At 66.4% G+C, this 18,500-nt stretch carries 16 protein-coding genes; 4 read left to right on the top strand and 12 right to left on the bottom strand.

The genetic code is table 11. The features are described 5' to 3' along the window. Positions 1-21: 21 nt before the first annotated feature. Both JOE64_RS05985 and JOE64_RS05990 read right to left on the bottom strand, forming a co-directional pair. A complete protein-coding gene (locus tag JOE64_RS05985) occupies positions 22-1,149 on the bottom strand; it encodes a site-specific integrase (protein WP_204963410.1) in 1,128 nt (375 codons plus the stop codon). A gap of 11 nt (positions 1,150-1,160) precedes the next feature. Beyond that, positions 1,161-1,373 carry a helix-turn-helix transcriptional regulator gene (locus JOE64_RS05990; protein ID WP_204963411.1) on the bottom strand — a complete coding sequence of 71 codons (213 nt, stop codon included), beginning with the start codon at positions 1,371-1,373 and terminating at the stop codon, positions 1,161-1,163. A gap of 120 nt (positions 1,374-1,493) precedes the next feature. On the opposite strand from JOE64_RS05990, the gene JOE64_RS05995 reads away from it, so the two are divergent. After that, positions 1,494-2,198: a hypothetical protein gene (locus JOE64_RS05995; protein ID WP_204963412.1), complete on the top strand. Its 705-nt coding sequence runs from the start codon at positions 1,494-1,496 to the stop codon at positions 2,196-2,198. A 17-nt stretch (positions 2,199-2,215) separates the two neighbouring features. Here the strand turns inward: JOE64_RS05995 and JOE64_RS06000 are convergent, their stop codons facing one another. The 10 genes from JOE64_RS06000 to JOE64_RS06045 form a co-directional block, all read right to left on the bottom strand. Beyond that, positions 2,216-2,539 (bottom strand): type II toxin-antitoxin system RelE/ParE family toxin, encoded by a 324-nt coding sequence (locus JOE64_RS06000; protein WP_204963413.1) that lies wholly within the window; start codon positions 2,537-2,539, stop codon positions 2,216-2,218. Then, positions 2,536-2,775: an addiction module protein gene (locus tag JOE64_RS06005; protein ID WP_204963414.1), complete on the bottom strand. Its 240-nt coding sequence runs from the start codon at positions 2,773-2,775 to the stop codon at positions 2,536-2,538. The genes JOE64_RS06000 and JOE64_RS06005 overlap by 4 nt, the downstream gene beginning before the upstream one ends. Before the next feature lie 44 nt (positions 2,776-2,819). Next, the gene (mobF, locus tag JOE64_RS06010) at positions 2,820-6,281 is read right to left on the bottom strand and encodes a MobF family relaxase (protein WP_204963415.1); all 3,462 of its coding nucleotides are present in this window, start codon (positions 6,279-6,281) and stop codon (positions 2,820-2,822) included. Between the two features lie 166 nt (positions 6,282-6,447). Beyond that, positions 6,448-7,140, bottom strand: coding sequence for an ABC transporter ATP-binding protein (locus JOE64_RS06015; RefSeq protein ID WP_204963416.1), 693 nt, complete (start codon positions 7,138-7,140; stop codon positions 6,448-6,450). 8 nt (positions 7,141-7,148) lie between these two features. Further along, positions 7,149-9,344, bottom strand: coding sequence for a bacteriocin-associated integral membrane family protein (locus JOE64_RS06020; protein WP_204963417.1), 2,196 nt, complete (start codon positions 9,342-9,344; stop codon positions 7,149-7,151). 11 nt (positions 9,345-9,355) lie between these two features. After that, the gene (locus tag JOE64_RS06025) at positions 9,356-11,503 is read right to left on the bottom strand and encodes an FtsX-like permease family protein (RefSeq protein WP_204963418.1); all 2,148 of its coding nucleotides are present in this window, start codon (positions 11,501-11,503) and stop codon (positions 9,356-9,358) included. Next, entirely contained in the window at positions 11,500-12,219 is a 720-nt protein-coding gene (locus JOE64_RS06030; RefSeq protein ID WP_271202558.1) for an ABC transporter ATP-binding protein, read from the bottom strand. The genes JOE64_RS06025 and JOE64_RS06030 overlap by 4 nt, the downstream gene beginning before the upstream one ends. After that, positions 12,216-12,749 (bottom strand): PadR family transcriptional regulator, encoded by a 534-nt coding sequence (locus tag JOE64_RS06035; protein WP_239531720.1) that lies wholly within the window; start codon positions 12,747-12,749, stop codon positions 12,216-12,218. The genes JOE64_RS06030 and JOE64_RS06035 overlap by 4 nt, the downstream gene beginning before the upstream one ends. A gap of 455 nt (positions 12,750-13,204) precedes the next feature. After that, positions 13,205-14,371, bottom strand: a complete 1,167-nt coding sequence (locus tag JOE64_RS06040) for a DUF4349 domain-containing protein (RefSeq protein WP_204963419.1) — start codon at positions 14,369-14,371, stop codon at positions 13,205-13,207. Next, positions 14,368-14,928 (bottom strand): RNA polymerase sigma factor, encoded by a 561-nt coding sequence (locus JOE64_RS06045; protein ID WP_204963420.1) that lies wholly within the window; start codon positions 14,926-14,928, stop codon positions 14,368-14,370. The genes JOE64_RS06040 and JOE64_RS06045 overlap by 4 nt, the downstream gene beginning before the upstream one ends. Positions 14,929-15,171: 243 nt before the next feature. Here JOE64_RS06045 and JOE64_RS06050 point away from each other — a divergent pair, with 243 nt between their 5' ends. From JOE64_RS06050 to leuD, 3 genes are all read left to right on the top strand, one after another. Then, positions 15,172-16,242, top strand: a complete 1,071-nt coding sequence (locus tag JOE64_RS06050; protein WP_204963421.1) for a TerC family protein — start codon at positions 15,172-15,174, stop codon at positions 16,240-16,242. Positions 16,243-16,420: 178 nt separating this feature from the next. Further along, on the top strand, positions 16,421-17,860 hold the full coding sequence (leuC, locus tag JOE64_RS06055) for a 3-isopropylmalate dehydratase large subunit (RefSeq protein ID WP_204963422.1): 1,440 nt from the start codon (positions 16,421-16,423) through the stop codon (positions 17,858-17,860). Between the two features lies 1 nt (position 17,861). Beyond that, positions 17,862-18,458: a 3-isopropylmalate dehydratase small subunit gene (gene leuD, locus JOE64_RS06060; RefSeq protein WP_204963423.1), complete on the top strand. Its 597-nt coding sequence runs from the start codon at positions 17,862-17,864 to the stop codon at positions 18,456-18,458. Positions 18,459-18,500: the final 42 nt, after the last annotated feature.

An 18,500-nucleotide genomic window follows, 5' to 3' on the forward strand; every position in this document is an offset into this window, starting at 1 on the left:
GCAGTGGGCCCTGGAACGGCGCTAAGCGGCTTTTGGCAACAGATTGGCAACATCCGATTTCATCGCTGCCTGGTCGAGCGCCGTGGCAACACCGTCGAGGTCGTCATCGAACAGGTCGGCGTACACATCGAGCGTCACGGCGGCCGAGGCGTGCCCGAGCATCCGCTGCACGGCCTTGACGTTCGCCCCGGCGCTGACCGCGAGTGACGCGGCGGTGTGCCGTAGCTCGTGGGGTGTCAGTCCTTTGAGGCCGATTGCGGTTGCGGCGGTGTCGAACCAACCGACGCGGTAGACGTGGTTGCGGAGCCAGGTGCCGGTGCGGATGCCGTAGAACACGGGAGCGTCGGTGTCGCGTCCGGCGATCTGTGCGCGGAGCAGGCGGACGAGGAACGCAGGGATCGGGATGCTCCGGTGCTCGTAGTCCTTCGGTGGCTCGATGCGCTGGTACCCCTTGTCGGCGACGACGGTCTGCGCAACGGTCAGCCGAGGGTGTTTCGCGTCGAGGTCGAGGTCGCAGATTCGCAGCCCGGAGAGTTCGCCCCAGCGCAGGCCGCAGTACGCGAGGGTGAGCACGACGAGGCCGTATCCGTAGTCTCGACCGTCTTTCATCTCGTCAATGGCCTGGGCGAGCGCCGCGACCTGATCGTGCGAGAGATACCGCTTGCGCGTCTTCGTCGGCTTGGGGAGTTTGAGGCGGGATGCGGGGTTCGATGGCAGGCGCTCGTCCTCGACCGCGAACCGTAGCGCTCCTGAAAGTACATTGACGATCTTCCGCACCGTTGCGGGAGCGCCTGGCAGTGCGGACGCCCACTCCTGTACTCGGAGCCGGGTGAGGTTGCCGATGGGAATGCTGCCGAGTTCGGGCGTGATGTGCTTGTCGATGATGTTCTCGACCCGGCTGCGCGTGGTTGCCCGCAGATCGCCTCGGGCGGCGAGCCAAGTTTGGAGCCAGTCGGCGACGCTCACTTTCGCGAGCGAGGGATCGAGGTAGCGACCTTGGGCGATGTTGACCTCGGTCGTTGCGAGGAACAGCTCAGCGGCCTTCTTCGTCGTAAAGCCGCGCTTCTGGGTCTGCTTCTTGTCGGGTCGGCGATAGAGGGCACGGTAACGACGACCTTTCGTCGTCTCGTACGCCTCGATGCTTCCCATGACTCTGTCGCCTACTTCTCCAGCCCGGCGAGGCGCTGCACGTCAATGCGACGGTAGACACGCTTGTGCGGTGTGAGCCGAACCGGTTCCACCGGAGCCTCCCCTGCGAGGGCGAGAGTGCGCAGCGTCGTGCGGTGGATGCCGAGCAGTGCGGCGGTTTCTTCCTCGGAGTAGAACAGCGGGGCACGCGGGCGCTCGTCTGTGGGTGCGGTGCTTTGACGCATCGTGTCCTCCGATCTAGCTCAGATGATAGCTGCCATCGCAGCGAGTATCTTAGATTAGATCACAACACGCCGATAACAGCAAGTGTTTTAGTTGCTCGTCTTGCTCGCTAGAATCGGAACATGCACGCCCCCTCCGGTTATCGCCCCGGCGACCAGTCCTATGACGGACTGCTCGTGCAGGACGATCTGCCAGACGGGTGGCATTTGCCTGACCGCTTTCCGGGGGAGCGCACCGAGGATGCGAGCGCGTTTCTGGATGAAGCGCTTGGCTATAACGATCAGGTCGTGACTGCGGAGGATCGGCAGGCGCAGCTCGACTCGGAGCAGAACGAGACGATCGACGGTCGTTGGCGTTACATCGAGCATTCGGCGACGGCGACGCGCGTGTTCATTCGGCTACAGCGTCAGCAGTTCGCGGTGCCGGAGGAAGTGAAGATCACGGGCGTTGTGTACCTTCCGTGGCGACCGGGCGATCCTATTTCCAGTCAAGACCTTCGCACGTTGCCGACCGCTCGGATCGAGGCGGCGATCAATGAGCGACTGTTCGCCATGAAACGGACGGTGACGATCACGGGCGGAAAGATCGTGTTGCCGTCTGGTCGGAAGATCAGTGAGCGGGATCTGCTCAAGCCGCTCGGGAACCCGAAGCAGACGCCGGACTTCTACGAACTCGTCGCGCTCCAGTACGGCAAGCTCTCATCACAGGGCGATGAGGCACCGGCGGTCACTATGGGGAAGATCAACGGTGTCGCTCACGCCACCGCGCAGGGCTGGCTCGTTCGCACTCGTGCGCGCGGGCTTCTGCCTCCCGGTCGCCGGGGATAGCTCGCTGCGCTGGCCGATTAGAGGTCTTTGAGTCGCTTCCGCCAGTATCCGGGGCGGCGTCTCTCGTGAGCGTACGCGACTACGATGACCTCATCGTCTCGAACGAAGTAGATGATTCCGTAGGGGAACACGTCAGTGCCCTTGCGTCGAAGACGAGGGATGCGCTGGCGGCCACGATAGAGCGGTGCGGACTCTGGCCACTCCCTGATGAAGTCCACGCCGTTATCGAGGTCATCGCCCAGTCGGTCGCCCAACCCGGCTTCCTGATCGTCGTACCAGGCCAGGGCGTCGAGATACTCCTCGCGGGCGGCCGGATGCTCGCGCCAGGGTAGCGCGCTCACTTGCGGCGAGCCGCCAGCATTGCTCGGGCCATGCGCCGGGTCTCTTCGCCGTCAACAAGTTCGACCTTGCCGGTCAGAATCTCATCCACTCGAAGGTCGATCTCTTCATCCCAAGCGGCATCGACTTCTGCCTGCTCCGTGTCACTGATCTGCTGGAGCGCGAGCGCAGCAATCTCGCGCTCATCGGCAGAGAGGGTTCGACCCTCTGCGATGTAGTCTGCGAGCTTCGGCGTCATGCCCAAAGTCTACCGCTGAGGTCTGACATTCAGGGGAAATCTCGCTACAGCCTCGGCACGTCGTCGTGCGGGCCGGTGCGACGACGACTCTCGCTGAGCAGATTATGGGAAGCGTGGAGCTTGTGCGCGCGGGCCTCTCGGGCGAGCCGTGCGCGTTCTACGGCCTCGCGCTGGGCCGTGATCCGGGCAGCGGCGTCTTGTGCCGACATACCTCGCAAGGCGGCTGCTTCTTCCCGTGCAATCACGGCGACACGGTTGGCTTTGGTGGTTTCTCGGTCGGGGTGGGTGAACTCGTACCGCAGTGGGTCGCGCCGTACTTGTTCGGCTCCGAAGATGTCGGCGTGGAGCGCGCGACGTTCGCTCCGGTGTCGCTTGTCCATCTCTGCCCCGGCAGTGCGGGCGGCTTCGGCGCGCTGTTCGGCTTCGATCACGAGCTGGTCGCGCGCGGCGGCCTGTTCTGCCGCGCGCGAGGCCCAGCCGGTGAGCGCGTCGGCGTCTCGGGGCGTTGTGCCCCAACGGTCTGCAATGCGGGCACGGCTTTCTCTCGCGAGCGTGGTCGCGGCCTGATGGTCTTTGCGTGCGGCACGTCTCCCGAACCTTCCGACTGTGTTGACCTTTGCCTGTGCTGCTGCCTCGCGGTCGAGCGTGGCCAGGTGCTCTGTGCCTTCCTGTATGGCGACCACTGTGAGTGGTTCCTGCACCTCGGCGCGCACTCGTTCTGCTGCCTCTATCGCGGAATGGATCACTGCATCCTGGTCGTCTTTTTCTGCCTGCTGCTGCTCGTGCTGCGCGTCAAGACGTGCGCCAACGCGCTCCCACCATGCAGCGCGCTTCTCGGCTTTCTCGGCATGCTGGACGAGTTGCGCGATCCGGGTGTTCACGAGTTTCACGGGGCCGTTGTCTACGAGGCCGTGCACGGCCTCGGCCGCGCGTTCTGTCGCGTCTGCGAGGCCGCGGTCGGCGCGGTCGCGTTCCATCGCGTCGATGAACTGTGCCCGCGCCTCAGCGCGGGTCTCCGCGATGACGTGTAGAGCATTCTCGCCCCGCCCTCTCGTCATGCCGACATAGACCGCCGCGCCGTTGATGCTGTCGGTGAGGATCGTGTGCGAGCTGGGTGCGGTGACGCCTTGCATACCGTACGCGGTCGCCGCATAGGACAGGTGCGCGTGCTCGCTGAGGTATTCGGCGGGAAGGTGCCGCGTGCGCTCGCGCTTGCGTTCGTCATGTGCGTCGCGCACCCAGACCGAGCCATCCGCCTCGACGTGTTGCACGATCCACTGCTGCCGGTTCGCCACACCCAGGCTGGTGTCGTTACGACGAGTCTGGATCAGATCACCCGCACCGATACTCAGCCCGTCACTGCCGGTCGTCGTCGTGCTGTCATCGACCAGGCCGCGAGCGATCCGTTCCGCCCGGATGCGCTCGTTCAGCCGTGCGGCTTCCTTGTTCGAGGCGACGGTGATCGTTTCGCCGTCGCGGGCGTGCTGCGCAATGTACTCGCGCAGCACGTTGTCGTCCGCGTGCAGGCGGATGAGGCCGAGCTGGTCGAGTTGGTCGAATATTCGGTCGGGGTCGTGTCGGTCGCGCATCCGCGTGGTGAGGTTCGCGTATTCGGGGTCGGTGAAGCGGTGTACCTCGGTCATGTCGAAGGTGCGACCGCGAATCTGTGCGGCCATGTCGAGGACACCGCCGCGGCCGACTGCGGCGAGTTGCGCACGGTCGCCTATGAGTGCGACTGTTGCACCTGCTTCTGCCGCGACGGTGAACAGTGCGAGGGCTGTGTCTTGGTCGAGCATCCCGGCCTCATCGACCACAATCCGATCCCCACGCCGCAACACGGCACCGGGCAGCGGGCCAGGGAACGTCACTCCCGTGGCTGGATCAACCTCTCCCGGCGTGAGGCGTGTCCATACGCCGTCATCGTTCCACCGGTAGCCGTGCGCATGCACGAGCGCGGCAACCGACGCGGCAGGCACACCAAGCTCCTGCCGCGCGACATCGGCGGCGCGCTTGGTCGGCGCAACGACGCGGACGCGCCTACCGTGATCGTTCGCGGCGGCGATTGCGGTGGCGAGCATCGTGGTCTTGCCCGCCCCGGCCGCTCCTTCCACGATCACCAACGGATCAGTAGAGGCGACCGCTGCCGCCGCGTTGAGCTGACCCGCGTCGAGACGCTGCCCGAGGCGTGCCGCGACCGGGAGCACATCGGGGTGCTGAGTCTCGTGCTGGGGTGTGCGTTCGGTGAGCAGGTCGCGTAGTTCGGTCTCCACCTGCACGACGCGCAGGGAGGTGTAGTGCGCCACATGCTCCGGCGTCGGTGTGCCGGAGGGGAGGATCGAGAAGCAATCCTGCAACGCGAGCACCGTGGACACCTCGATCAGCTCACGCAACTCTTCCGGCGTCGCACGCACACCGTGCGCGGTGATGATGCGGGTGGCGCGCTCTTGCACGTCGTGCCGCGTCCACGCCGACGATCCGGCGGCGCAACGATCCAGGGCGCGCGATGCAATCTCCTGCACCGACAACTCATCAGAACGTGCCGGCGCAGGGATCGGGCGGCGTGTGAGGCTTCCTGGGTTGTAGCCGGCTTCCCGTAGCTCGGTCAACCAAGCGGCTTCTTCCCGCAGCGTCGTGGGCTTCTTCGCGGGCCGCTCGAACGCCCACGCCTTCGCCGTCAACCGCGACGACACCACCGGCCCCATCGCCTCACCCGGATGCGCCGCCTCCCATTCCTTTTCGAGGCGCTTCAGGTTCTCCTGCACCTGCGCGCCACGCTTACTCATCAGCGCGTTGAACCGCTCCAGCTCCCTCACCTCGCCCGATACCGGGTCGAGGGTGAGACCGTGCGCATCGAGCACTTCTGCAAGATGCGGGTTCGCCGCGATCACGGCAGTGCCGAGAGCACGGATCGCGCCCTGCTGTTTGAGCATCGCCCCAGTATCGAGAGCACGCCACTTACCTGCCGCCCAAACCCTGGTGCCGACCTGCATGTGAATGTGGCGGTGGGGGTCGCCTGCGCGGGAGGTGCGGTGCGTGATCCCGACGACCTGCATCTGCTCGACCGGCACCACCTTCTGCTCTCCGCGCGGGCCGACACGAGTCACCGAACGCTGGCCGAGCCACCGCTGAATCTCCGACAACGCGCCCTGCTGAGCCGCATCCAACGCAGCCGAGACTTCCGGGTGCAGGGCAGCGGCGATGGAAAGCGACTTCGGAGCGTTGATGGCCATCTCCGCGAACCGGGGCGATCCGCGCCGCACATCGCCCGCGTTCCTGGGCGTGCCCATCCGCTCACCCGTATCCGGGTTGAACCAATCCACCCAACCCGCATACTCCCCAGGCTCAAGCGCCCGACAGCTCATCACGCCACCGGAGGAATCGAGCACGCTGTACGAGACGGCGGCGGCATCCCCGAGGTAGTAGTCATCCGCGCGGGCACGGTCACGCTCGACATAGCGCATGGCGCCGGCTCCGGTGCCCCGGAACAGAACCACACCACCATGCATCTCGATTCCTACCTAAGATGACTGCTGTCATCGTAGTATACGTTCATTCGAAGAAACAGGAGGTGATGGTATTTGCTCGCGCAGCGTCTGAGTAGAGGGGGCTCGGAGGCAGGAGCGATAGGAGGGCGAGCGGGTCTGGAGCGGGAGCGCGGGTTCGGCGGGTAGCTCACCCACGCCGCTGTGATTCGGCGATGCGTTCCTCGGATTTCCTCGGTGTACCGAGGTCAAACGTGCGGTCACATCGATCTGCGACCCGGTGGTCGTGGGTGACGATCAGCAGCGTCTTGCCGTAGTCCTTCTGTAGGGCCAGCATTTCCGTGATCGCGATGTCTGCCAGGGCATCGTCGAGAGCGCCGGTCGGTTCGTCTGCGAGGATCAGCTCTCCGGGCTTGAGTAGGCATCGGGCGAGGGCGACGCGCTGCCGTTCGCCCCCGGAGAGCGTCATGACGTTGTTGTGGGCGACCTTGCTCAGTCCGAGTCGGGATAGGAGTTCCAGGATTCGCTTTTCTTTGACTGTGCGGCGTAGCTTCACGCTGTGCAGTCCGATCAGGATGTTGTCCAGCGCGGACGAGGAACTGATCAATGCGAAGGATTGGAAGAGGTAGTTGATTCGGTCGCGGCGCAGGGCGGTCGCGGCCCGGCTGTTGATCTTGGGCAAGGCCGAACCCTGCAGCCGCACCGTGCCGGTCGTCGGGCTGTCGAGCAGCCCGACGATGTTGAGGAGCGAAGATTTTCCCGACCCGGATTGGCCGACGATAGCGACGGACTCGCCGGGATCGACGCGGAGGTCGATGCTGTCGAGGATCGTGCGGGAACCGTAGGCCTTGGTGAGGTTCTCGATGGTGAGCAGTGCGGTCACGTTGGTTCCTATTCTTTGAGCGCCGTGCTGAGTTGCAGTCGTGCGGATCGGCGGGCGAGGAACGCGAGGAACATCGCTTGGAGCGCGAGCATGATGAGGTTGCCGATGATGGCACTGCGGGAGTGGGAGAGAGTGGCCACGATGACGGCGAGCATGCCGGTTGCTCCAACCGTGATGATGGCGGGCGCGAAGAGCCGGGTCAGCGGGTACCCGAGCATCCGTTTGACCGCGAGTGATTCCTGGTAGATGGTGGAGAAGAGTCTTGTGAGGGCCAGCAGGACGATCAAGGAGAAGACGCCGAGGAAGGCGATTACTCCGCCGAACAGTTGTAGGACGGACTGGACGGTCTTGGTGAGTCCGGCGACGAACTCACTGGCGGGCAGGAACTCGACGTTGTTGTCGTCGAGGCTGAACGTAGTGAGGAACGCACTGCTGGTGTAGTTCTGTGCGGCTGTCGCGCTGAGCTTGACGTAGCTGTTCTCTAGGCCGACAGCGTTCAGGCTCTCGCTCTCGGACGGGATCATGTTCTCTGGGGTTGAGAGGAGGATGACGGGATCAGTCACGGCCTGTGGCCGTGTCGGGTCCGCGCTCCAGGTGAACAGCGACGTTGTCGGGGAGTACTCATCGAATCCCACCGACTGCTTGTCGAAGTAAGCGGTGCGAATGGCCGGGTCGTATGCGATCTGACTGTCCTCGGCAAGCCACGCTTGCATCGCCGATTTCGTCGTTGCTGCCCACGTGTCGGGGATTAGGAAGATGCGTTCTCCCTGCCGGGCACGGGCTAGGAGGTCGTCGCTGACCTCGAATCCCTGGGAGGCGAGGTAGCTCGGCGAAGCAGCGAAGTACCAGAACGGCTGCTCCGGAACGGACTCATATGCTCCTCCAGACCATTGGTCGAGAATTTCCTGACCGTAATACTCGGTGTGGATCAGGGAGACGCCGGGCTTATCTGCGATCGAGGCGTACCAGTCGTAGAAGTCGTGGGCATGCTGGGTGGACTGTCCGGTGAAGCTGGCTTGATCATCGCCGATGTTCTCGTGGTAAAGAATCTCCTGGTCCGCGACGCTCGCCCATGACCGGCCGACCTCAGCGAGCGTGCCGGCTTCACGGATCGGGCCGTCGAGGAAGATGAAGGTGGTGGAGAAGCCGGCCACCGCGAGCACGTAGATGCCGGAGGCAGCCCAGAGGAGCAGCTTCTTGGAGAAGCGGCCGAGGATAGCGTCCACCGGTTTCACGGATACGAGGACCGTTCCGGCGATCGCCGCGCATGCCAAAGCCAGTGCTGCGCCTCCCGCGGCGGCTCCTCCCGCGGCAGCCAGGAGGTCCGTCGTGATCGCATAGCCCGGCATCAGCGCCAGAGTGATGGCGACCGAGAGCACCACGGCGACCGCCGCTGTCACGATGACGGGGCTGAACAGTGCGCCCGTGAACCGCCAGGTCGATTTTCCGACCAGGACGTGGACTCCGAGGACGCGGATGGAGCGCAGCGCTTCAAAGAGGAGGAGCAGGAGGAGGAGGACCGCTGCGGCGATCAGGAATCCCAGAAGCAGGACTCCGATTAGCCCGTCGTCCGTGCTCTCGCCGCCCAGCTCGGTGCGCAGTTCATCGGATGAGAGACCGGTTGTGGTTTCGAGGGCGCTCAATAGCTCGGTGACCTGGGCGGGGTCAGCCCCGACGAGACGATACGTGCCGTTGATTGTTCCCGATGTCTCGATCAGGCGTGTCAGTTGCACGACGGTGATCCGTGGAGCGAACGTGATCTCTGGGGTGTCGGCGATCACATCCGCAGCGTTGGCGTCCAGGCCGATCGACTTCGCGGGGTCAGCGGCGAGAAGCCGCGAGATGCCAGTGGTGTCGAAGAGGCTTGTGCCCAGGAAACTCAGCCCGAGCACAGGAGGTGGCGACTGGGGGTTGGCCGCTACACCGATTCGCAGGCTGGTCAGTGCATCGTCCACGCCGCCCAGCTCGTGATCGACGCGAACGACCGCATGACCGTCAGCGGCGGCGAACTCACTGAGAACCGCGAGAACGCCTGCCGCGCGATCCTCCGAAACACCTCGCACATAGACCTGCGTCGCCCCGGCCGGGTACTGATCCACTTCCTCCCGTAGCGCGTTTCCTTGGTTCACCACGAGGAGCACCGCAGCGAGGGCTCCAATGAGCACGACAAGTAGCGCGCTGAGCGACTTCGACCAAATGGACATGAGGGATCCCATCACTCGAACCTGGTCGCGGTGACCGACGTGCTAGTGCGGGCGGTGCGGAACGTGGCAAGGATCGCGAGAGCCGCGAGGGCGACACTGAGCGCGAGGACGAGATAGTAATCAGGACCGGGCCAGTCGAGGTGTCGGCGCCCCTCAGTGAGACCTGAGACGATGACCCACGCGGCGTACCAGCCGAGCCCTGCGGCGGCGAGGAGTACACCGGCGAGCGGGAGTGCGGCCTCGGCGGTGAGGATGCCGCGCAGTGTCCGCACGGGCATCCCTGTCAGGCGAAGTAGCCCGAGGACACGGCGACGGTCGAGGATCCCTGCGATGGTGGAGACGGCAAGCGAGAGCGCGGAGATAAGGGTGGCGACGAGGATGCCAAGGTTTGCAAGCACCGCGTACTCGCCTGCCCAGGTAAGCGCGGCTGATCCGACGATCCATTCGGCGCGCGTCGACGACGCATAGCTGGTGCGGATACCGATGGATGGCAATGCGGTTCGAACCCGCTCGGTCGCGTCAGCATCGCTTGTGCGCACGAGTAGCTGTGTAGCGATGAGGTCGGTGGGCATGGCGGTCGGGGTCGGTGCGAACGGCACGGTAGCGAATTCGGGGCTGATGCGGGCCCCGTCGGTGGGCACGGGGTGGCCGAGCGCGGCAGCATCCGCTGCTGAGAGGAACAGTCCGCTTGGTTCAGATTCGCTCCACCCGAGTGCAACAACTGCTTGGACTCCCTTGACGTGGCGGAGACGATCGATCTGCGCGAGCAATGCCGGATCGTCCATTGGACCGGTAATGCTGAGCGGGATGAAGAGGGTCGAGGCTGGGAGATACTCGGGGCCTTCTGCGACGTCGGGATTGCTCACGGTGGTTGCGGCGCCTGCGAAGGTGGAGGCGAGGAAGACAGCGATTACGATGCCGCTCACAGAGCGGAAGGTTTGCCGGGGATGCTCACGGATACGCCCCACGGCGATCACTCCGACCGCCCGCTGCACCACGGGAGCGGCCAGGCGTGCCGCCCACAGGGTCAGCAGTGGGCCGGCGATGAGGAGCCCCAGCACCGTCAGGACGAAGCCGCCGAGCACGAGTGGGCCCGCGAGCGAGGCGGGCGCGACCTGAGCGATCACACTCGTGAGCGCAGCGAGTCCCACTCCGAGCGGGAGAAGCCCCCACCCGCGTGGCGGATACTCGCGCCGTTCGCGTGAGGCACCAAGCGGACCGACGTCCGTGAGCGCTGCTCGGATTACCGCAACGCCGATCGCGAGTACGACGATGCCGAGGGCGATCACGAGGGTCGCGACTGGACCTGCGCGTAGGTCGTCGGGGAAGAACTGCGCCCCGGCGACCTGAACCCGCGCAGCCAGCGGGGCCAGCAGCCACGCGGCCAGGATGCCGACCGCCGCACCAAGTGCGCTGGTGATTGCGGTTTCGCCCCCCGAGAGTACCGCGAGCTTGCGGGGGGTTGCGCCGATGAGGCGGAGGGTTGCGAGCCGTTCGGCGCGTTTGGCGGAGCCGAGTGCGGTGACCACGGCGAGAAGCACGAGGACGGGCACGAGCACGGCGATGGCCCCGATGATCGCAACGATCTGGTAGTTGTCCGTGGCGTACGCGGTGCCGCGGAGCTGAGTGACGACGTTCGCTAGGTTATGCAGTTCGGCGGGTTCGGCTCCGACGACGGCGACCAAGGAATCCGGCCCGGCGAGCGCGGTGTCACCGATGGTGCCGACGATCGTGCCGTACCGGTCGCCGAGCAAATCATCTGGGGTGCTGTCGATCAGGGTTCGCAACGCCGGAGAAACGAACGATTCCCCAGGCGCGGGAACGGTCTCCACTCCGGGCACTTGCACCGTGGTTTCCGGGTTCGCAGTGATGCGCAGCACCGTGATCGGCTGTCCGCGATAGTAGTCAACGTCGCGGGCGACAGCGGCCTCACCATCGGCCAGACCCGCCTCGGCGTCGTAGTGCGTGACCGCACCGGTCTGTCGATCCGGGTCGGTCCAGGTCGAACGTTCGCTGCGCTCGGCCAGCGCGGTATAGCCAGCCCACAGCAGCAGGGTCAGCAGCACCCCAATCGCTACACCAGCGGCGATGCCCGCCAGCCGGAGACGGTCGCCGCGATTTTGTGCGAGCAGCAGCCGCGACAGGGCGAGAACGCTCATACCGTTGCGCCCGACAGTCGCCCGTCGCGCACGACGACCTCCCGATCCGCGTAGGCGGCGGTTCGGGGATCGTGGGTGATGATGACCACCGTCGTCCGACGCTGACGTGCCCGCTCAGTCAGGGAGAGCAGTACCTTCTCCGCCGCTAACGAGTCCAGCGATCCCGTCGGCTCGTCGGCGAACAGCACGCGAGGCTCGGTGACCAGCGCCCGCGCTACCGCAACCCGTTGCGCCTGTCCACCGGACAGCTGGGCCGGAAGTTTGCGGGCATGGTCGGCGAGCCCAAGCTCAGCCAGTGTCTCATCCGCACGAACGAGTGCGTTCCCGCGCCGCACGCCTGCAAGCAGCAGCGGAATGGTCACGTTGTCGCGAGCCGACAGGTCCGGGAGCAGCTGGCCGAACTGGAACACGAAGCCGAACTCGGTCAGCCGCAGCCGGGCCCTCGCGGCCTCACCGAGATCGTCGATGCGTCGGCCGTCCAGCTCTACTTGCCCCTGGTCCGGACGGATCACCCCGGCCAACACATGCAGCAGTGTTGATTTTCCGGACCCGGACGGCCCCATGACCGCCAGAATCTCCCCGGCAGCCACCTCCAGGTCGATGCCTCGTAGCGCGCGGGTCAGCCCGAACGAACGATGTAATCCCTGCGCTCGGAGCACAATCTCGCCGGTCTCCGGGCGATGTACCGGGGCGACCGTCGACGCCTCGGCTCTCACGCGATCACCTGCTCACGGAGTTCAGTCAGCCGTGCGGCAGTGAGGTCGATCCATCGCAGGTCCGCCTCGATATGGAACAACGCGTGATCGCACAGCAACACCGTTGCGAGGTCCGCGCCCCGCTTGCGCCGCGTCAGCTCCCGCATCCGCGCCAGATGCTCGGTGCGCTGCACATCCAGCAGCCGCTCCGCGTTGTCGCCGAGCAGCAGCGCGATCACCGTCTTGGCGAACAGGTTGCTCTGCAACATGCCTGAAGGTGCCTCTGGCGCGAACAACCATTGCGCTACCCGATCACGCCCCGTTGGAGTGATCGCGTAGCGCTTCCGGTCCGGCCCCGCCCCCGACTCGTCTCCGAGCAAGTCAATCAGGCCATGCTTCAGCAGTCGCGCGAGCGTCGCATAGACCTGCCCGAATGCCAGCGGCTTCTCCCGTCCGAACCAACGGTCATACCCCTGCTTGAGGTCGTACCCATGGCTGGGTTGAGTACCGAGCAACCCTAGGAGCACTTGCGAGCTATCCACTTGACTCATGCGCTAAGCGTATACGCTATGTGTATAGCTCGCAAACCGTGAAGGCGAAGACTCCTTTCCTGGCTCGGAGGCGATAGCGGCTGATCGAGTTCAGCTCATTGAATTCGACTCCGAACCGTTTACCCACTCGCATGAGGTGCAAGCCCTTGGATCCGATCCTCGCCGTGCTCGGTAGGCGCTCGCAGGCACCGAAATCAGCCGCCTCCACAGGGCGGAGACGTGGCAACATTCTGGCAACGAACGCTGGCGACAAGACTTTTCGTCTCGCACTCGACGCACTCAGAACCCCTGCAAACACAGGCGAGAGCGCGGTCGGCCACGCCGTTCCGGGGGAGCCGATTCCCCTCTCACGGCGGTAACGCGGGTTCGAATCCCGCTGGGGTCACCACAGAAAGCCCGGTCCACTCGGACCGGGCTTTCGTCGTTCTCGCGTGACGGCGGCGCGGCGACCGGCGTCAGTCGGCGTCGTCGGTCGACGCCGCCCGGCGGGCTCGGCGACGCCGGGCGATGCGGCGGATGCCCCACACCGCCAGAACCACGATGCCGGCGACGACGAGCCAGGGGAGGAGGAACCCGATCCCGATGACGAGCCCGTTGAGGGTCGCGATCAGACCGTTCCAGCCTGCGGCCAGGCCGTCGCCGAATCCGGCGGGGTCGGGCGCCGTGGTGGCAGCGGTCTTCTCGACGAGGTTCACGGTGAGGCTCGACATGTCGACCTGGCCGTCGAGCGACGCGAGCTGCTGGCGCAGGGATTCGAGTTCGGCCTGCCGCTGCGAGAGCGCGCTCTCCGCGGCGATCAGGTCGGCCGTCGATGCGGACTGGCCCATGAGCTCGGTGAGGCGCGCGACGGATGCCTCGAGCGACGCGACGCGGGCGCGAAGATCGACCGCCTCGGTCGTCACATCGCGGCGATCCACCTGCGAGGCGGTGACCTCGCCGATGCCGGCGAGGGCATCGATCGTGGTCGAGAGCTTCTCCGAGGGGACGCGCACGCTGATCCACGCACCCGACGGCGGCGGGAACGAACCCGAGATCACCAGGCCGTCGCGGCCGGCGCCGCCGGGCACCGCATCGGAGGCATCCGCCCCGCCGCTGAGGCTCAGTGACTCGACGTAGCCTCCGACCGACGTCGCGCTCGCGGTGACGGCATCGGCGGCGGCTCGGGCATCCGCCACGCGCACGGTCGCGGATGCCGTCGCCGCGATGTCGCGTCCGTCGGCGGTGGTGCGGGCGCCCGCCCCCGTGCCGATGGCCGCGACGGCAGAGTCGGCGGAGAGGCCTTCATTCACGCCGCTCTCCGGCGCGGTGGATACGCCCGACGTGCCGCGGGTCACGCTCGAGCCGAACGACGCGGGTTGCTCGGCGGTCGATACCGCCGACCCGCCCGAGCCGACGACCTGCGGCCCCACGATGGCAGCGATCGCGACGACGGCGGCGACCGAGGCCGCTCCCATCCAGAGGCGCCCGCGACGGGCGGCACGCGCGCGGCCGCGTTCGGCGTCGGCGAGGGCATCGGCCAGCGTACGGCGACGCTCCTCCTCGATCCGCGCCATGAGGGCACGCTCCATCTCGTCGACGCGCTGGTCGGACAGCTCGGGCAGAGTGAGGTCGTGGGCGGTCATGTCCCCTCCGGTTCGATCGAGGCGCGCAGATGCGTGCGCATGCGGGACAGACGATTGCGGACGACCCCGTGGGTCACCCCGAGGTGCTCCGCGGCCGCGGCGTAGGCATACCCCTCGGCCGCGCACAGCCGGAAGATGTCCTGGTCGAGGGGGCTCAGCGCGCTGACCTCGGCGAGGATCCGCTCGACGAGCGCCCCGTCCACGACCTGCTTCTCGACGTCGACGGTCGCGGGCAGCGTCTCGTCGACCGCGGCAGCCGCGTGCAGGCGGTCGCGTTGCTGTCGCCGGATGCGGTTGGCGCACTGGAAGCGGCAGATCGTCACGAGCCACGGCAGCAGCGACTCTCCCGCCAGCTCCAGCCCCGGCAGCTTCCGCCAGGCGGCGAGGAACGTCTCCTGCGTCACGTCCTCGGCGTCGGGTGTCGTTCCCACCAGCGAATGCGCGAGCCAGTAGACGGGCCGCGCATAGGCGCGATAGAGCGTGCGGAACGCGTCGTCGCTGCCGCGCGCAGCGGCCGCGACGAGTTCCGCATCGCTCGAGAGGGTCGTGTCGGTCATGGTCTCCTCGTCCGGTCCCACCCTGCCAGTGTCCGGGGCGGCGTGATCGTCTCGGATCCGAATCGGCCTTCGCGCCGCGGGTGTACGCGAGACCTGTATCCTTGTGCGAGCGAGAGGGAGTATCCCACCTCGCGTGTCCGTCAGTACGGGCCCCGCCGCCGGGGCTCCGGGCACGCGCCGCCCGGCCGAGGCCGAGACGGGGGAGAGACTTTCGACGTTTCGTCACCCTTTCGAAAGGCGCTCATGGAGCTTCCCGTCTGGTTCGAAGTCGGCTCGCTCGTCGTCCTCGTGCTGATCCTCGTCGGCGACCTGCTGCTGATCCTCAAGCGGCCCCACATCCCCTCCACGAAGGAGTCGACCCTGTGGGTCGTCTTCTACGTGACCCTCGCCCTCGTCTTCGCGGGGCTCCTGTGGATGTTCGCGGGGCACGAGTACGCCGGACAGTTCATCGCCGGCTGGCTGACGGAATACAGTCTGTCGATCGACAACCTGTTCGTGTTCGTGCTGATCATGGGCCAGTTCGCGGTGCCGCGCCGCTACCAGCAGGAAGTGCTGATGGTCGGCATCATCATCGCGCTCGTCCTGCGGGGGCTGTTCATCCTCGCGGGCGCTGCGATCATCGAGCAGTTCAGCTGGGTGTTCTTCATCTTCGGTGCCTTCCTCATCTGGACGGCGTGGCGTCAGGCGTTCCCGCGCGGCGACCACGACGACGATGTGAAGCAGGAGTCGTTCATCGTCCGGACGCTGCGCCGCATGGTCGACATCAGCGACGACTACGACGGTGCCAAGGTGCGCACGGTCGTGAACGGCCGGAAGATCTTCACTCCGATGATCATCGTGTTCGCGGCGATCGGCATGACCGATCTGCTGTTCGCGATCGATTCGATCCCCGCGATCTTCGGCATCACCCAGAACCCGTTCATCGTGTTCACCGCGAACCTCTTCGCCCTGATGGGCCTGCGTCAGCTGTACTTCCTGCTCGGCGACCTGCTCGATCGCCTGAAGTACCTCCACTACGGCATCGCGTTCATCCTCGCCTTCATCGGTGTGAAGCTCTTCCTCCATGCCATGCACGTCAACGAGCTGCCCTTCATCAACGGCGGGCAGCACATCGACTGGGCGCCCGAGATCTCCACCTGGACCTCGCTCGCGGTGATCGTCGCCTCGATGGCCGTCGCCACCATCGCGAGTCTCGTCGCGTCCTCGCGCGAGCGCCGTGCCGCGCCGGTGGATGCCTCGCCGACCACTCCGGGCGCCGCGGCGCAGGCCGTGGCCGACGAGAAGGGCACCCCGCCCACGGTCGACGGGCGCTGACCGTCGGATTCGGCGGGGGCCGCGATCGTGCGGCCGCCGCCGCACCCGGTGGTAGTCTGACCGGGTGCGGATCGCCCTTCTTCTCCTTAGCGGCCGCGACGAGACCTCGTTCTGAGCCCGTCCTCGTCGCGGAGTTCGCCCTGGGCGCGACCCACATCTTCTGGAGAACGAGACAGACATGAGCACATCCATTCCCGACCGTCCGCGCACTCTCGCCGAGAAGGTCTGGGACGACCACCTCGTCGTCAAAGGCGAGAACGGCGAGCCCGACCTGATCTACATCGACCTGCACCTGGTGCACGAGGTCACGAGCCCGCAGGCCTTCGACGGTCTGCGCGCCGAGGGTCGGCCCGTGCGCCGGCTCGACCTGACGATCGCCACCGAGGACCACAACACCCCGACGCTCGAGATCGACAAGCCGATCGCCGATCTGACGAGCCGCACGCAGATCGAGACGCTGCGCCGCAACGCCGCGGAGTTCGGCGTGCGCCTGCACTCGCTGGGTGATAAGGAGCAGGGCATCGTCCACGTCGTCGGCCCCCAGCTGGGGCTCACGATGCCGGGGATCACCGTCGTCTGCGGCGACTCGCACACCTCCACCCACGGCGCCTTCGGGTCGATGGCCTTCGGCATCGGCACGAGCGAGGTCGAGCACGTCATGGCGACCCAGACGCTGCCGCTCAAGCCCTTCAAGACCATGGCGATCACCGTCGAGGGCGAGCTGAAGCCCGGTGTCACGGCGAAGGACATCATCCTCGCGATCATCGCCGAGATCGGTGCCAACGGCGGTCAGGGCTACGTGCTCGAGTTCCGCGGCAGCGCGATCCGCTCCCTCTCGATGGAGGGCCGGATGACGATGTGCAACATGTCGATCGAGGCGGGTGCCCGCGCCGGCATGATCGCGCCCGACGAGACGACCTTCGCCTACGTGCAGGGGCGGCCCCATGCCCCGACCGGCCAGGACTGGGACGATGCCGTCGCCTATTGGCGCACGCTCCCGTCTGACGAGGGCGCGGTCTACGACGCCGAGGTCTTCCTCGACGCGAACGAGCTCGAGCCGTTCGTCACGTGGGGCACGAACCCCGGCCAGGGGGTGTCGCTGAGTGCGTCCGTGCCCGACCCGGCCTCGTTCACCGATCCGAATGAGCGCGCTGCCGCCGAGCGTGCGCTCGAGTACATGGACCTCGAAGCCGGCACGCCGCTGAAGGACGTCGCCGTCGACGCCGTGTTCATGGGGTCCTGCACCAACAGTCGCATCGAAGATCTGCGCGCGTTCGCGTCGGTGATCGAGGGGCGCACGAAGGCCGACGGCGTCCGCGTCATGGTCGTGCCGGGGTCCGCGCGCGTGCGACTCGAGGCCGAGGCCGAGGGCCTCGACAAGGTGTTCACGGACTTCGGCGCCGAGTGGCGTTTCGCCGGGTGCTCGATGTGCCTGGGCATGAACCCCGACCAGCTCGCTCCGGGGGAGCGCTGCGCCTCGACGAGCAATCGCAACTTCGAGGGACGTCAGGGCAAGGGCGGTCGCACCCACCTGGTGTCACCGCTCGTCGCGGCCGCGACCGCGGTGCTCGGCCGGTTGGCGAGTCCGAGCGACCTGGCGCAGAAGGTGGAGGCCTGACATGGAGAAGTTCACGACGCACACCGGTGTGGCCGCGCCTCTGCAGCGCTCCGCCGTCGACACCGACCAGATCATCCCCGCCGTCTACCTCAAGCGGGTGACCAAGACCGGGTTCGACGACGCTCTCTTCGCGAACTGGCGGCAAGACCCCGAGTTCGTGCTGAACCAGCCGGCGTACGCGGGGGCATCCATCCTCGTCGCCGGTCCCGACTTCGGCACGGGTTCGAGCCGCGAGCACGCGGTGTGGGCGCTGCGCGACTACGGCTTCCGGGTCGTGCTGAGCCCGAAGTTCGCCGACATCTTCCGCGGCAACGCGGGCAAGCAGGGTCTCGTCACCGGTGTCGTCTCGGAAGAGGGCATCGAGGCGCTGTGGGCGGCGATCACCGCCGACCCGGGCGCCGCGATGACGGTCGACCTGGTGGAGCGCACGGCGCGCATCGGCGACCTCAGCCTCGCTTTCGACATCGACGATTACACTAGGTGGCGGCTCCTCGAAGGGCTCGACGACATCGGGCTCACCCTGCGCAACGAAGACAAGATCTCGCAGTTCGAGGCGCGCCGAGAGGCGTGGCGGCCGCGGACGATCCCCGTTCGCTAGCCCGAGCCCGGCGCCCCGCACCCGGGGACACCCAGGCCCGCC

Source organism: Microbacterium dextranolyticum, assembly GCF_016907295.1.
GTDB lineage: Bacteria > Actinomycetota > Actinomycetes > Actinomycetales > Microbacteriaceae > Microbacterium > Microbacterium dextranolyticum.

Bases quoted from the DNA above. Each gene is read 5' to 3' on its own strand.
- JOE64_RS06035 (WP_239531720.1), bottom strand. From the start codon at position 12,749: ATGAGTCAAGTGGATAGCTCGCAAGTGCTCCTAGGGTTGCTCGGTACT.
- JOE64_RS05995 (WP_204963412.1), top strand. From the start codon at position 1,494: ATGCACGCCCCCTCCGGTTATCGCCCCGGCGACCAGTCCTATGACGGA.
- JOE64_RS06040 (WP_204963419.1), bottom strand. From the start codon at position 14,371: ATGACCGCCCACGACCTCACTCTGCCCGAGCTGTCCGACCAGCGCGTC.
- leuC (WP_204963422.1), top strand. From the start codon at position 16,421: ATGAGCACATCCATTCCCGACCGTCCGCGCACTCTCGCCGAGAAGGTC.
- JOE64_RS06025 (WP_204963418.1), bottom strand. From the start codon at position 11,503: ATGAGCGTTCTCGCCCTGTCGCGGCTGCTGCTCGCACAAAATCGCGGC.
- JOE64_RS06005 (WP_204963414.1), bottom strand. From the start codon at position 2,775: ATGACGCCGAAGCTCGCAGACTACATCGCAGAGGGTCGAACCCTCTCT.
- JOE64_RS06045 (WP_204963420.1), bottom strand. From the start codon at position 14,928: ATGACCGACACGACCCTCTCGAGCGATGCGGAACTCGTCGCGGCCGCT.
- JOE64_RS06020 (WP_204963417.1), bottom strand. From the start codon at position 9,344: ATGTCCATTTGGTCGAAGTCGCTCAGCGCGCTACTTGTCGTGCTCATT.
- JOE64_RS06050 (WP_204963421.1), top strand. From the start codon at position 15,172: ATGGAGCTTCCCGTCTGGTTCGAAGTCGGCTCGCTCGTCGTCCTCGTG.
- JOE64_RS05990 (WP_204963411.1), bottom strand. From the start codon at position 1,373: ATGCGTCAAAGCACCGCACCCACAGACGAGCGCCCGCGTGCCCCGCTG.
- JOE64_RS05985 (WP_204963410.1), bottom strand. From the start codon at position 1,149: ATGGGAAGCATCGAGGCGTACGAGACGACGAAAGGTCGTCGTTACCGT.
- leuD (WP_204963423.1), top strand. From the start codon at position 17,862: ATGGAGAAGTTCACGACGCACACCGGTGTGGCCGCGCCTCTGCAGCGC.
- mobF (WP_204963415.1), bottom strand. From the start codon at position 6,281: ATGCATGGTGGTGTGGTTCTGTTCCGGGGCACCGGAGCCGGCGCCATG.